The organism is Pseudescherichia sp. (assembly GCF_031987975.1).
Taxonomy (GTDB): domain Bacteria; phylum Pseudomonadota; class Gammaproteobacteria; order Enterobacterales; family Enterobacteriaceae; genus Pseudescherichia.
Map to the genome: position 1 here is coordinate 1 of NZ_DALZYX010000022.1, position 14,486 is coordinate 14,486.

The 14,486-nt window shown below is 54.4% G+C and carries 12 protein-coding genes; 8 read left to right on the top strand and 4 right to left on the bottom strand.

What is annotated here, in order from left to right; genetic code table 11:
* Positions 1 to 183: 183 nt before the first annotated feature.
* Together RTN40_RS20825 and ypdK are read left to right on the top strand one after the other, a co-directional pair.
* Positions 184 to 594, top strand: coding sequence for a hypothetical protein (locus RTN40_RS20825; RefSeq protein WP_312230002.1), 411 nt, complete (start codon positions 184 to 186; stop codon positions 592 to 594).
* 412 nt (positions 595 to 1,006) lie between these two features.
* On the top strand, positions 1,007 to 1,078 hold the full coding sequence (gene ypdK, locus RTN40_RS20830) for a membrane protein YpdK (protein WP_099458783.1): 72 nt from the start codon (positions 1,007 to 1,009) through the stop codon (positions 1,076 to 1,078).
* 64 nt (positions 1,079 to 1,142) lie between these two features.
* Here the strand turns inward: ypdK and alaC are convergent, their stop codons facing one another.
* The gene (gene alaC, locus RTN40_RS20835; protein ID WP_312230003.1) at positions 1,143 to 2,381 is read right to left on the bottom strand and encodes an alanine transaminase; all 1,239 of its coding nucleotides are present in this window, start codon (positions 2,379 to 2,381) and stop codon (positions 1,143 to 1,145) included.
* A 391-nt stretch (positions 2,382 to 2,772) separates the two neighbouring features.
* Here alaC and RTN40_RS20840 point away from each other — a divergent pair, with 391 nt between their 5' ends.
* Both RTN40_RS20840 and RTN40_RS20845 read left to right on the top strand, forming a co-directional pair.
* Positions 2,773 to 4,470 carry a sensor histidine kinase gene (locus RTN40_RS20840; protein ID WP_312230004.1) on the top strand — a complete coding sequence of 566 codons (1,698 nt, stop codon included), beginning with the start codon at positions 2,773 to 2,775 and terminating at the stop codon, positions 4,468 to 4,470.
* A gap of 14 nt (positions 4,471 to 4,484) precedes the next feature.
* Positions 4,485 to 5,216, top strand: a complete 732-nt coding sequence (locus RTN40_RS20845; RefSeq protein WP_312230005.1) for a LytTR family DNA-binding domain-containing protein — start codon at positions 4,485 to 4,487, stop codon at positions 5,214 to 5,216.
* On the opposite strand, the gene glk is transcribed toward RTN40_RS20845, so the two are convergent.
* Positions 5,217 to 6,182, bottom strand: coding sequence for a glucokinase (glk, locus tag RTN40_RS20850; protein WP_312212419.1), 966 nt, complete (start codon positions 6,180 to 6,182; stop codon positions 5,217 to 5,219).
* 204 nt (positions 6,183 to 6,386) lie between these two features.
* Here glk and RTN40_RS20855 point away from each other — a divergent pair, with 204 nt between their 5' ends.
* From RTN40_RS20855 to RTN40_RS20865, 3 genes are all read left to right on the top strand, one after another.
* Positions 6,387 to 7,622 (top strand): ion channel protein, encoded by a 1,236-nt coding sequence (locus RTN40_RS20855; protein ID WP_312230006.1) that lies wholly within the window; start codon positions 6,387 to 6,389, stop codon positions 7,620 to 7,622.
* A gap of 71 nt (positions 7,623 to 7,693) precedes the next feature.
* The gene (gene mgrA / locus RTN40_RS20860) at positions 7,694 to 8,692 is read left to right on the top strand and encodes an L-glyceraldehyde 3-phosphate reductase (RefSeq protein WP_312230007.1); all 999 of its coding nucleotides are present in this window, start codon (positions 7,694 to 7,696) and stop codon (positions 8,690 to 8,692) included.
* A gap of 121 nt (positions 8,693 to 8,813) precedes the next feature.
* Positions 8,814 to 9,155, top strand: a complete 342-nt coding sequence (locus RTN40_RS20865; protein WP_312230008.1) for a DUF2502 domain-containing protein — start codon at positions 8,814 to 8,816, stop codon at positions 9,153 to 9,155.
* A gap of 63 nt (positions 9,156 to 9,218) precedes the next feature.
* On the opposite strand, the gene RTN40_RS20870 is transcribed toward RTN40_RS20865, so the two are convergent.
* Positions 9,219 to 10,457: an Nramp family divalent metal transporter gene (locus tag RTN40_RS20870; protein WP_312230009.1), complete on the bottom strand. Its 1,239-nt coding sequence runs from the start codon at positions 10,455 to 10,457 to the stop codon at positions 9,219 to 9,221.
* Between the two features lie 342 nt (positions 10,458 to 10,799).
* Here RTN40_RS20870 and RTN40_RS20875 point away from each other — a divergent pair, with 342 nt between their 5' ends.
* Positions 10,800 to 11,987, top strand: a complete 1,188-nt coding sequence (locus tag RTN40_RS20875) for a NupC/NupG family nucleoside CNT transporter (RefSeq protein WP_312230010.1) — start codon at positions 10,800 to 10,802, stop codon at positions 11,985 to 11,987.
* Positions 11,988 to 12,037: 50 nt separating this feature from the next.
* Here RTN40_RS20875 and RTN40_RS20880 read toward each other — a convergent pair whose 3' ends face one another.
* The gene (locus RTN40_RS20880; protein WP_312230011.1) at positions 12,038 to 14,221 is read right to left on the bottom strand and encodes an EAL domain-containing protein; all 2,184 of its coding nucleotides are present in this window, start codon (positions 14,219 to 14,221) and stop codon (positions 12,038 to 12,040) included.
* Between the last annotated feature and the right edge of the window lie 265 nt (positions 14,222 to 14,486).

The following is a 14,486-nucleotide window of genomic DNA, read 5'->3' on the forward strand; positions in this document are numbered from 1 at the left end:
TTGCTTTCATTCGTTTACCATTAGTAAAACAAATCTGCATTGCTGCCCGGCTTTAAATGCGTATGCTGCTGTACGTCGGGAGATATTAATTATCGTGTTTCCCCCGGCGCTTTATTACAGCAGATAGCGGCGACAGGATGTACTCGCCAGCCTGCTTTCATCTCGCTTGTTGGATTAAAAAATATGAACAAAATTTTGCGTTCCGCTTTACTGGTTTCCGCGCTGGCACTCTCTTCAGGTGCGGCTTTTGCAGCAAATGTCTCTACGGCACCAGCCCCGTCTCAGGACCCCATCGTGCAGCATCTGAAACTGAGCCAGGATCAGGTAACCAAAATTCAGCAGCTGCACCAGCAGCTCAAAACCAATATTGATCAGATCAAAGTCTCTGGTGCGAAAGATGGCGCGATCATCGATATGATCCGTTCAGGCAAATGGAGTGATAGCACGGTGAAAACGCAGCTTACCGCGTTCAGCAATGCCGAACAGCAGGCGCGTTACTACAAGGTAAAATATTACTTCGATCTTAACCAGGTTCTGACCCCGGCGCAGCGCCAGCAGGTACAGGACGATCTGACGAAAGCTGCGATGGAGTAATGCTTTCGCCCGCCCTTTCCCGGCGGGCTTTTTAAGCTACTCAACGCGGCGTGAAAAGTGATCTAACGCACACTTTTCCGCCAAATATTCCTTATGAATCAAGCGTAAAAAAGCGCTCTGCCGTAGCGTTAACCGCGTCGCTGAAAGGCAAATGATTACGCAAAGAAATAAAAGTGTCGTCGTTCAACGACACAGCTAAGTCATTAAAAGTATTTAAGAAAAACCCACTTGCACCCCGTAAAAATTAAGCGTACATTAGCGCCGTCTGGCGTAAGGTGCGCCCGAAATTCTGGGGTGATGCTGCCCGTCCAATCGAGAAAGTTCTCAATTTGGCTTTGGTTCAGCGTCATCTCTCTATAATCAGTCCTGATGTTCATTAATGCGTACCCAGGCGTATGCGGAGTGATGAAACGTGAAATATTTTTTTATGGGCATTTCAGTGATGGTCATCGTTTGGGCCGGCACGTTCGCCCTGATGATCTGAGCAGCTATCACGCATAAAAAAACAGGAGCCATTTGGCTCCTGTTTCTATTGTGTCGGTATGCCCCTACTCGCTCTCTACCGTCGGTGCTTTTGGCGTAACGGGAAGCAGGCCGTCGGCGCGGAACATCGCTTTGATCCCGCGCACGGCCTGGCGGATACGGTCCCGATTCTCAATCAGGGCAAAGCGTACGTGGGTGTCGCCATACTCGCCAAACCCTACCCCTGGTGAAACGCAGACTTTAGCGTCGGTAAGCAGCTTCTTGGCAAACTCCAGCGAGCCCATCTCAGCGTAGGCGTCCGGAATTTTTGCCCATACGTACATAGAGGCTTTTGGCATCTCTACCATCCAGCCCGCCTCGTGCAGGCCTTTGACCAGCACATCGCGGCGGCGCTTATACTGGTCAGCAATATCGCGCACGCACTGCTGATCGCCCTCAAGGGCAGCGATAGCCGCCACCTGTAACGGCGTAAAGGTTCCGTAGTCGTGGTAGCTTTTGATCCGCGCCAGAGCGTTAACCAGCTCCGGGTTGCCTACCATAAAACCAATTCGCCAGCCCGCCATGTTGTAGCTTTTGGACAGGGTAAAGAACTCGACCGCCACATCTCGTGCGCCGGGCACCTGCATGATAGACGGCGCTTTCCAGCCGTCGTAAACGATATCGGCATAGGCGAGATCGTGAACCACCAGCACGTCATAGCGTTTCGCCAGCGCGACCACTTTTTCAAAAAAGTCCAGCTCAACACACTGCGCCGTCGGGTTCGAGGGGAAGCCGAGGATCATCATTTTGGGCTTCGGATAGCTTTCGCGAATGGCGCGCTCCAGCTCGTTAAAGAAGTCAACGCCCTCTACCAGCGGTACGGAACGCACCTGCGCCCCGGCGATGACCGCACCGTAGATATGGATCGGGTAGCTTGGATTAGGTACCAGCACGGTGTCGCCATGATCCAAAGTAGCCAGCATCAGGTGCGCCAGCCCCTCTTTTGAACCAATAGTTACGATGGCTTCGCTTTCTGGATCGATCTCAACCTGGTAGCGCTCCTGGTACCAGCGGGAGATAGCTCGCCGCAGACGTGGGATACCGCGAGACGTTGAGTAACCGTGAGTATCCGGACGCTGCGCCACGGTACAGAGCTTTTCAACGATGTGCGGCGGGGTCGCACCGTCAGGGTTGCCCATACTGAAGTCAATAATGTCTTCGCCGCGCCGACGCGCAGCCATCTTCAGCTCGGCAGTAATGTTAAAAACGTAAGGGGGGAGACGATCGATACGCGAAAAGCGGCGTTCAGGACTGAATTCAGCCATAGATTCCTCGGATAACGTGAGCGCCCGGACCGTCCGAGCGACGTTGTCACCTGTCGTGGTGACATAGCATTGAAAATAGCCTGAAAAATTTCCCGCTGTCGAGAAAAAAAGCAAAAATTGTTTAACGCAGGAAAAGCGGAACCGGTGGCTGGATGACAGTGAGTGCTGAGGTTGGTTTAAACAGTATATATAGAAATATTTAACACCATGATATCAATGAAATTACCCTAAGGTTACTCTGCACACGGCGTTTTGCACCTTCAGCCGCCTGCACCCGCCAATCCCCTTTTATGTTAAGGGTTTTTCCCTGTTTCTCCTCCGGTAAGTTAACTGGTCTTCTGTCGCTAATTTTTTTATCATCACTTTTTCACGTTATTCACAAGAGTGACCCGTGCACGAAATTTTTAATATGCTGCTGGCGGTTTTCGATCGCGCGGCGTTGATGCTTATTTGCCTCTTCTTTCTTATCCGTATCCGCCTGTTCCGCGAGCTGCTGCACAAAACGGCCCACTCGCCAAAAGAGCTGCTGGGCGTTACCGCTATCTTCTCGCTGTTTGCGCTGTTTAGTACCTGGTCAGGCGTTCCGGTAGAGGGATCGCTGGTCAACGTGCGAATTATTGCGGTCATGTCGGGAGGGATCCTGTTCGGCCCCTGGGTCGGCATCCTCACCGGCATGATAGCCGGCATTCACCGCTACCTGATTGATATTGGCGGCGTGACCGCTATTCCCTGCTTTATTACCAGTATCATTGCAGGCGTTCTCTCCGGCTGGATCAATATTAAAATCCCGAAAGCGCAGCGCTGGCGTGTGGGGATCATCGCGGGCATGCTCTGTGAAACTCTGACAATGGTTCTGGTGGTGCTCTGGGCACCCACTACCGAGCTGGGGCTGGATATCGTCTCCAAGATCGGCGTGCCAATGATCCTGGGTACGGTATGCATCGGCTTTATTGTGCTGCTGGTGCAGAGCGTTGAAGGTGAGAAGGAGGCTAGTGCGGCACGTCAGGCGAAGCTGGCCCTCGACATTGCGAATAAAACGCTGCCGTTGTTCCGCCACGTCAACAGCGAGTCGCTGCGCCAGGTGTGCGATATTATCCGCCGCGATATTCACGCTGATGCGGTAGCTATCACCAATATCGATCACGTTCTGGCCTACGTCGGCGTTGGGGAGAATAACTATCGCGACAGCGATGACATTATCAGTCCGACGACCCGGCAGGCGATCGATAATGGCCAAATCGTGATTAAGAATAATGATGAGGCGCACCGAACCCCGGAGATCCACTCCATGCTGGTGATCCCCCTGTGGGAAAAAGGGGTGGTGACCGGCACGCTCAAGATCTACTACTGCCACGCCCACCAGATCACCTCGTCACTCCAGGAGATGGCGGTCGGCCTGTCGCAGATTATTTCCACCCAGCTGGAGGTTTCCCGCGCCGAGCAGCTGCGAGAGATGGCTAACAAAGCAGAGCTGCGGGCGCTACAGAGTAAGATTAACCCCCACTTCCTGTTTAACGCGCTGAACGCCATCTCATCGTCGATTCGTATGAATCCAGACACCGCCCGGCAGCTGATCATCAACCTGTCGCGCTATCTGCGCTATAACATCGAGCTTAATGACGATGAGCAGATCGACATTAAAAAAGAGCTGTACCAGATTAAAGATTACATCGCCATTGAGCAGGCGCGTTTCGGCGACAAGCTGACGGTGATTTATGATATTGATGAAGAGGTCACCTGCGTGATCCCTAGCCTCCTGATCCAGCCGCTGGTAGAAAATGCCATCGTCCACGGCATCCAGCCCTGTAAGGGCAAGGGTGTGGTGACGATTAGCGTGGAGGAGTGCGGCAACCGGGTGCGTATTGCCGTACGTGACACTGGCCACGGCATCGATCCAAAAGTGATTGAGCGCGTTGAAGCTAATGAGATGCCCGGGAATAAAATCGGCCTGCTGAACGTGCATCATCGCGTGAAGCTGCTTTACGGTGAAGGGCTGCATATTCGCCGCCTCGAGCCAGGCACAGAGATTGCCTTTTACGTACCGCATCAGCGCGTCCCGGTTCCCGGACCGGCCACCCTGCTGCGTTAAACAGGAGAGCCAGATTGAAAGTTATCATCGTTGAAGATGAAATTCTTGCCCAGCAGGAGCTGAGCTGGCTTATCAAAGCGCACAGCCAGATGGAGATTGTCGCGACCTTTGATGACGGCCTGGACGTGCTGAAGTACCTTCAGCACAACAAGGTAGATGCCCTGTTTCTTGATATCAATATTCCATCGCTGGACGGCGTGCTGCTGGCACAGAACATCAGCCAGTTCGCGCACAAGCCTTTTATTGTGTTCATTACCGCCTGGAAAGAGCATGCAGTAGAAGCGTTTGAGCTGGAGGCGTTTGATTACATTCTGAAGCCCTACCAGGAGTCACGCATCATCACCATGTTGCAAAAGCTGGAGGCGGCCTGGCAGCAGCAGTCCGGCACCGGCGGCAGTACAGTGGCGACCCGTGAAAACGACACCATCAATCTCATTAAAGACGAGCGTATCATCGTAACCAGCATTCACGATATCTATTACGCTGAAGCCCATGAGAAGATGACCTTTGTCTACACCCGGCGGGAGTCCTATGTGATGCCGATGAACATTACCGAATTTTGCAGCAAGCTGCCGGCAGCGCACTTTTTCCGCTGCCATCGCTCCTACTGCGTCAATCTGAACAAGATCCGTGAGATTGAACCCTGGTTTAACAACACCTATATTCTGCGGCTGCGGGATCTCGATTTTCAGGTTCCCGTCAGCCGCAGCAAGGTCAAAGAGTTCAGGCAGCTAATGCACCTGTGATCAAAGGACGTAGCCCAGGGTCTGGCGCATGTGTGCCCCTGCGCCCAGCAGGCCCGGGTTATCATGCACGATCAGGTAGACCGGAATGTCCTGCACGTAGGCTTTAAAGCGCCCTTTATCCTCAAAGCCACCGCGGAACCCGGAGGCCTTAAAGAAGTCGAGGAAGCGCGGCACAATACCGCCCGCGATATAAACCCCGCCGAAGGTGCCTAGCGTCAGCGCCAGATTACCGCCAAAGCGCCCCATTACCACGCAGAACAGCGACAGCGCCCGGCGGCAGTCGGTGCAGCTGTCCGTCAGAGCACGCTCGGTCACGTCTTTCGGCTGCAGATTCTCCGGCAGGCGGCCGTCGGATTTCACAATCGCGCGGTAGAGATTGACCAGTCCTGGGCCTGAAAGCACGCGCTCGGCAGACACATGCCCCACTTCGGCACGCAGCTCCTCAAGAATGATGGCCTCCTCTTCGCTGTTTGGTGCGAAGTCAACGTGACCACCCTCACCCGGCAGGCTGACCCAGCGCTTATCCACATGCACCAGGTGCGCAACGCCGAGGCCGGTTCCCGCGCCGTAGACGGCAATCGGTTTACCTTCGACCGGCTCCCCGCCGCCAAACTGAGTCAAATGCTCTCTGTCCAGCATCGGGATGGCCATCGACACGGCGGTGAAGTCGTTGATGATCTCCAGATGAGCAAAACCAAGGTTCTGCTTCATCTCGGCGATAGAGAAGGCCCAGGTGTGGTTAGTCATGGCGACCCAGTCGCCGGTGATCGGGCAGGCGATGGCAATGGAGCCATCTTCAACACTGACGTTGTGTTCAGCAAGATAGACGCGAACCACGGCTTCAAGGCTGGGATAGTCCAGCCCGGAATAGGTCTTAGCCTGGGAAATTTCGCCGCTGGCGACATCACATAGCGCTAAACGCGCGTTGGTGCCGCCTACGTCTCCTACTAAAGCATACTTTGTCATTCTTTTACGGCTCCGCTAAAGTCAGAATAAATCTTTGGCACACTGTAAATTCAAGGCGCTGTAACAACAACGACCATAGCACGAGTGCTGAGGGATTATAGAGCTTCATCACAGAATAACTTTACTCTTTCCGCATCATTTGTATCGACACCGCCAGGCGAACCGTACAATAGTGCACCTAAGTGAAAGCAGAAGGAAATCATCATGCTCCATCCGCGAGCCAGAACTATGCTGTTGCTATCGCTCCCTGCGCTGATTATCGGCATAGCGTCGAGTGTCGTGCTGGTGATGGTGATGAAAGTCGCCTCCGTGCTGCAATCTATTCTCTGGTCCAGTCTGCCTGCAAAGCTGGGAGTTCCCCTCGGCTCACCCTTCTGGACGCTGCTGATGCTGACCCTAACCGGCGTGGCCGTCGGGCTGGTGCTGCGCTACAGCACTGGCCACGGCGGACCAGATCCGGCAACCGAGCCGCTGATTGGTGCGCCGGTGGCAACCTCTACCCTTCCCGGCCTGCTCTGCGCGCTGATTATTGGCCTGGCGGGAGGCGTAAGCCTTGGGCCTGAGCACCCTATTATGGTGGTTAATATTGCCCTGGCGGTTGCCGTGGGGGCGCGGCTTTTTCCCAGGGTAACGGCACTTGACTGGACGGTGCTGGCCTCTGCGGGCACCATTGGCGCGCTCTTTGGTACGCCGGTCGCTGCGGCACTGATCTTCTCCCAAACCCTGGGAAACAATAGCGACGTCCCGCTGTGGGATCGCCTCTTTGCCCCGCTGATGTCCGCCGCCGCTGGCGCGCTGACTACCAGTCTCTTTTTCCACCCGCACTTCTCGCTGCCGATTACCCACTATGGGCAGATGCAGCTGGTGGATATCTTCAGCGGCGCGGTAGTCGCCGCTATCGCGATTGCGCTGGGAATGATGGCGGTGTGGTGCCTGCCACGCCTGCACCAGCTGATGCACCGGCTGGGTCATCCGGTGCTGATCCTCGGCATCGGCGGCTTTGTGCTGGGCATTCTCGGCATCATTGGCGGCAATATCACCCTGTTTAAGGGGCTGAGCGAGATGCAGCAGCTGGCGTTCAGCCAGACCTTTACCGTCAGCGACTACCTGCTGTTTGCCGTGGTAAAGCTTGCCGCCCTGGTGGTGGCCGCCGCCTGCGGCTTTCGCGGCGGACGTATCTTCCCGGCGGTATTTGTCGCCGTGGCGTTAGGGCTGATGCTGCATGAGCACGTCGAGGCCGTCCCGGCAGCCATTACCGTATCGTGCGCTATTCTCGGTCTGGTGCTGGTGGTGACCCGCGACGGCTGGCTGAGCCTGTTTATGGCGGCGGCGGTGGTACCCGATACCACCCTGCTGCCGCTGCTCTGTATTGTAATGCTCCCCGCGTGGCTGCTGCTGGCAGGTAAACCGCTGATGATTGCGCCACGTCGCAAAGATTAACCCCCGTACGGGTTTTATTGGCCCGTCGGTTGTAATGTTGCTGTTTTTGACGAACGAGAGAGGATAAGGGCATGGTTTATCAGGCTAATCCTGAGCGCTATCAGGGAATGGAGTATCGTCGCTGCGGCGAGAGCGGCATCAGACTACCGGCAATATCGCTCGGGCTGTGGCACAACTTTGGCGACGCGACGCTGGTTGAGACCAGCCGCCAGCTGTTACGTCACGCCTTCGATCTGGGCATCACCCACTTTGACCTTGCCAATAACTACGGTCCGCCCCCAGGCTCAGCTGAAAGCAACTTTGGCCGCATCCTGCGGGAAGACTTTTTGCCGTACCGCGACGAGCTGATTATATCCAGCAAGGCCGGGTATACCATGTGGGACGGTCCCTACGGCGACTGGGGTTCACGCAAATACCTTATTGCCAGCCTCGATCAGAGCCTCCGCCGCATGGGGCTTGAATATGTCGATATCTTCTATCACCACCGCCCCGATCCGCATACCCCGCTGCAAGAGACCATGCGCGCGCTGGATCATATCGTGCGTCAGGGGAAAGCGCTCTACGTGGGGCTGTCTAACTACCCAGCGGATCTGGCCCGCGAGGCCATCGCCATCCTTGACGATCTGGGCACGCCCTGCCTGATCCATCAGCCTAAATATTCCATGTTTGAGCGCTGGGTAGAGGACGGGCTACTGGATCTGCTGGCGGACAAAGGCGTCGGCAGCATTGCCTTCTCGCCGCTGGCAGGTGGACAGCTCACGGACCGCTACCTGAACGGCATTCCGGCCGATTCCCGGGCCGCCAGCGGTAGTCGCTTCCTCAACCCCGATCAGCTTACTGATGAGAAGCTAGAGAAGGTGCGCAAGCTTAATGCCCTGGCGCAGGCGCGCGGGCAGAAGCTCTCTCAGATGGCGCTGGCATGGGTGCTGCGCGGTGACAGAGTCACCTCAGTGCTGATTGGCGCGAGTAAAATTGCCCAGTTAGACGATGCCGCCGGTATGCTGGCTAACCGCCACTTTACCGACCAGGAGTGCGCCACCATCGATGCGATCCTGAACGACGCAGGATAACTGTTTTTTAACAAAAAGTGCTGCCCTCCACGAATTAGGAGTTAAGGCGATGCTACGGGACTTTACGTCTCGTAATATTTGCTTACAGGCCCTTCTGGCCCGCTCGTGGAGGAAATTCAATATGTTCAGGTCACTTATTCTGGCAGCACTGTTAATGGCTACGGCAGCTCCGCTGGTTGCCCACGCCGGTGAGATCACTCTGCTACCGTCTATAAAATTACAGATTGGCGACCGGGACGATCGGGGCCACTACTGGGATGGCCGAGGCTGGCGCGATCGGGACTACTGGAACCGTCACTATCAGTGGCGTGATAACCGCTGGCGTCCACACGATCGCGGAAACCATCGCGGCTGGGACAATCGTAAGGCTTACGAGCGCGGTTACCGCGAAGGCTGGCACGATCGCAGCGACCGTCGAGGTCCGGGACGCGGTCATGGCCATGGTCATCATCATCATCATTGATAAGAGCGTAAATAATTTCGTAGGCCGGGTCAGGCGCAGCCGCCACCCGGCGTTACCATCACATTACAGCCCCAGCGCCATCCCTATCAGCAACCACAGGTTAAGTCCTACCACCAGACCTACAATCACCCAACCAAGGCGTTTTACCAGCCGGGTATTGACCAGCTCACCCATCAGCTTGCTGTTGCTGGTAAAGATCAGCAGCGGCACCAGCGCCAGCGCGATACCAAAGCTCAGCAGCACCTGGCTCATCACCAGAATACGCGTCGGATCCAGCCCCATCAGGATCACAATAAACGATGGCAGCATGGTGATGGAACGACGCAGCCACAGCGGAATGCTGAAGCGGACAAACCCCTGCATAACGACCTGCCCGGCCAGCGTCCCCACCACGGTAGAAGACAGACCTGCCGCCACCAGGCTCAGGCCAAAGATGGTCGCGGCCGCATGGCTTAACAGCGGCTCAAGGGTGAGATAGGCCTGATCCAGGTCGGCAACCCCCGTATGGCCGCTAAAGTGGAACGCGGCAGCGGCGGTGGCCATCATTGCCAGATTAACGAAGCCGGCGATAGTCATCGCAATAGCCACATCCCACTTGGTCGCTGAATAGCGCTCTTTACGCGATCCGTCGTGCAGGTTCTGCGTCAATGAGGAGTGCAGATAGATGACGTGCGGCATAATGGTCGCGCCCAGCACGCCCGCCGCCAGAAACACCGCTTCGGTGGTCGGCAGGCTCGGGATCAGCATCCCTTTGCCCAGATCCACCAGCTTAGGCTGGGAGAAGATCAGCTCAACCACGTACGCTGCCGCGACAAACAGCAGCAGCCCGCCGATGACCTTCTCCAGCGGTTTATCGCCGCGACGCTGCAGCATCAGGATCAGGAAGGTGGCGACGCCGGTCAGCACCGCCCCCTGCAACAGCGAGACGCCAAGAATAAGCTTAAAGCCAATCGCCGCCCCGATAAATTCTGCCAGGTCGGTTGCCATGGCGATAATCTCTGCCTGTACCCAGTAGAACCAGACTACCGGGCGCGGATAGCGATCGCGGATATGCTCGGCAAGGTTTTTGCCCGTGGCTATCCCGAGCTTGGCGGAGAGCACCTGGATCAGCATTGCCATCAGGTTTGCCCACACCACCACCCACAGCAGCTTATAGCCGAAGCTGGCCCCGGCCTGAATATTGGTCGCAAAGTTACCGGGATCGATATAGCCGATCGCTGCCACAAAGGCCGGTCCCATTAATGCGAACCGAAGCTTACGCGCTGTACGTCCGCTACTGCTCTCAACGCTGCTATCGTTCATTTTTGCCTCTAATATAGCCTTTGCTATGTTTCATGCTAGCAAAATGCGAATGATTATCAAGTTCGTTTGGGTGGATTTCTTTGATAGATAAAACCGATTAACGGTGTGAAGGACAGAAAAAGAGCGGTGGTGCGTTGAGGGGTTAACCCATTTGTAACAGTCTAGCAGCGTAAACGGGTTTTACACTTCTTTTATTAACATAACAGAATTGTATCTTTGATCACTATTTTTGAGTCTCGTCACAGGACATTACGATAGTGTGTATTTGATCTCGTTTTATTTACTCTTGTTTCATAGAATGTGCACGAAAACTAAACCTGCCTCATGTTTGGAGCAAAAAATATGTCCCGCGTTCTTCACTTTGTTTTGGCGCTTGCCGTTGTGGCGCTGCTTGCCTTGCTGGTTAGCAGCGATCGCAAGAAAATTCGTCTTCGTTTCGTTGTTCAACTTTTGGTCATTGAAGTTCTGCTCGCCTGGTTCTTCCTTAACTCTGACGTCGGCCAGGGCTTCGTGCGCGGCTTCTCCGAGATGTTTGAAAAACTGCTCGGCTTTGCTAACGAAGGGACAAACTTCGTCTTCGGCAAAATGAATGACGAAGGTCTGGCATTCTTCTTCCTGAAGGTGCTGTGCCCTATCGTCTTTATCTCTGCGTTGATCGGTATCCTACAGCACATTCGCGTGCTGCCAATCGTCATCCGCGCTATCGGTACCGTGCTGTCCAAAATTAACGGCATGGGCAAGCTGGAGTCCTTTAACGCGGTAAGCTCGCTGATTCTGGGACAGTCAGAAAACTTTATCGCCTATAAAGATATTCTCGGTAAAATGTCGCGCAACCGCATGTACACCATGGCGGCTACGGCAATGTCTACCGTCTCCATGTCAATTGTTGGCGCCTACATGACCATGCTGGATCCGAAGTACGTCGTTGCGGCGCTGGTTCTTAACATGTTCAGCACCTTTATCGTCCTGTCGCTGATCAACCCCTACCGCGTGGAAGAGAGCGAAGAGAATCTGCAGATGGCCAATCTGCACGAAGGCCAAAGCTTCTTTGAGATGCTGGGTGAGTATATCCTGGCAGGCTTTAAGGTGGCGATTATTGTTGCCGCTATGCTGATTGGCTTTATCGCCCTTATCTCTGGCCTGAACGCCCTGTTCGCCGCCGTGCTGGGTATCTCTTTCCAGGGCATCCTGGGCTACATCTTCTACCCGGTTGCATGGGTTATGGGCGTGCCGGCAGGCGAAGCGTTGCAGGTAGGCAGTATTATGGCGACCAAACTGGTCTCTAACGAGTTTGTTGCCATGATGGACCTGCAGAAGATCGCCGGTACTCTTTCGCCGCGTGCGGAAGGGATCCTCTCCGTGTTCCTCGTCTCCTTTGCTAACTTCTCCTCTATCGGCATTATCGCAGGCGCCATTAAAGGTCTGAACGAAGAGCAGGGTAACGTGGTATCACGCTTCGGCCTGAAGCTGGTCTACGGCTCTACGCTGGTAAGCGTGCTGTCAGCCTCTATCGCTGCGCTCGTGCTGTAAGCAGACGCCGCACGCAAACAAAACCGGGGCCTGCCCCGGTTTTTTTATGCTTAGTCCGCCAGCTTCTCGGGCTTACCCAACAGATATCCCTGTAGATAGTCTACCCCCAGCGACAGCAGCAGATCGCGTTGCTCCTCGGTCTCTACATACTCCGCCACCACCGTCAGGGATTTGGCTTTTGCCATAAAACAGATCGATTTGACGATCATCGCATCCAGCGAGTCGGTAAGAATATCCTTCACGAAGCAGCCATCAATCTTGACGATGTCCGCATGCAGCCGCTTCAGGCGCTCGAAGTTAGCGTAGCCAGTACCAAAATCATCGATCGCAATTTTAAAGCCGTAGTTTTGCAGACGCTGTATGTTGAGCATGCTGGTTTCCGAATTAGAGAAGGCTTGCTCTTCGGTGATCTCAATGATGACGCACTGGGGAGCAACGCCATAGTTTTTAAACAGCGCCATTATCTGCGTGGCAGACTCCTTTTGCATCAGGGTTAACGGCATCAGGTTAACAGAGAAACGAGCCTGGGTACCGGGAACGGGATGCGCACGCAGCCAGCGCAGCAGGGTCTCCAGCACCTGCATATCGAAGCGAATGCTCAGGTTAAACTGAGCGATAACCGGCAGGAAGCGGTCAGGGGTAAGAATTTCGCCCTCAACGGAGAGACGGGTCAGCACCTCATGGTACCCCACCCCATCGGCGTTCTGGATCGGCTGAGCATAGAGCAACAGGCCATCCTCTTCCAGCGCACGCTTAACGCGGTTAAGCAGCAGCACGCGATCGGTGGTATGGCCGCACACCGTTTCAAGGCTCTGGGTTAGGGCCAGCACGTGCGAGGTTGCACAGGCCTGCTCGGAAAGCCAGCTCAGCTGCCCCAGCGTCTGGTGAAAACCCTCTCCGGCACCTTCGATAATTCCCCATGAGGCACCAAATTCGATATCCATGGCGGTGTGATGCCAGAAAATTTTCCGCCCGCTAAGGTAATCCACCATATGCTGCAACCGCGCTGTCGGTTCGGCTCCGTTGAGCAGCAGCAGCAGCTCGCTTCCCGGGAGCTGGTATACCTTCTCATGTCTCATCAGCAACGGCTGTAGCTCCCGGGTGATACTGCGCTTGCACTCCACACGCATCATCATGCCGTAGTGACGACTAAGAAACTCCAGATTGCTGATATGCAGGCAGCACACCACCCGGTGCGTATGCTTTTCCAACTGCTGTTCAAGGGCGCGCAAATTCGGCAGGCCGGTGAGCGGATCGGTTAACGCCTGTGCCTTCCACGCCCGCTTAAGCCACTCGCTACGCCGGTAGATAGCAGCCATATAGAGAATACAGATGGTAAAAGAGATCAGCACCGACAGTACAAAAGCCATCGAGTATTCTGTGTAAACGCCCTGCAAGAAGTTTTGGTTATTGGCGAGCAGCATCAGAGCCGTAACGGCCCAGCTCAGACTAATTAATGGCGGGCTAAGCTTACCGATCCCTAAGGTAAATAAAATGAAGATAACCGGTACCAGATAGCCGGCTATATAGTCAGACTGATAAGGTGAGCAGATGATGATAAGAAAAAGAGTTAATGTCAGCAGCCAGCCTAAAGTGAAATTTCTTCTTCGCCGCGACAAAAAAGGCCTGATGCTTTTTCGCCACAGCGTTCGGCCATAGCGAGGATTAAGCAACATGCGCAACGGATAATAAAACATCATTGTAAAAATCAGCGCCGCGCAAATCAGGCTCTGTATATCAATGATGCTGTAAATTACCGAACCCGTATCAAAAAACCTCGCCAGCTGAGCAGGAAATGCCAGGCTGCTGCCTGCAACATACATCGCCGCCTTAATAGCGGCAGGGGCAACAAACGCCAGCCAGACGGTGCGCACCCCCATGTTTCGGTTAGGTAAGCCGTGTCGCCAGCGCTTGCCTAGCTGCCAGCGTATAACGGAGCATGTCAGAAGAAGCGGAAAGAATAGACAAAAAAGATAAACGACGGTTTGCAACAGAGTTAAATCCAGCAGCCACTCATAAACCAGTGCAAATCCCACTACCAGCGGTACGACGGCCCGGCGGCCAAATAACAGTATCATCGCTAGCGATACGCTGAAGGGTAACCATGCCAGGAAGATTTCACTTGCATCCACCAGCGCGCGTGGAGAAATAAAACGGGAAAAAGGGACAACCGCTATGCACATTATTAAAGCAAGTAAAAACGCTTTCACATGATTGTATATTTTCATTTTCATTTGAGTTAATTAAATGTGCTCTTGCTGCCGGGATTGCTGGACAGAAATAATAGGTTTATTCACCGGGTGAATCAAGTTAGCGCAATGATAATGAATGACCGCTTAACAAGAGTTAAGCAATGCCTTAATGGTACCAGGGATGATAAAAAGGGTATCGAAGCAGGAATGAGAAGCATAAAAAAACCCCCGCTAAAAGCGAGGGTCTGAATATTGGTGGAGCTAAGCGGGATCGAACCGCTGACCTCTTGCATGCCATGCAAGCGCT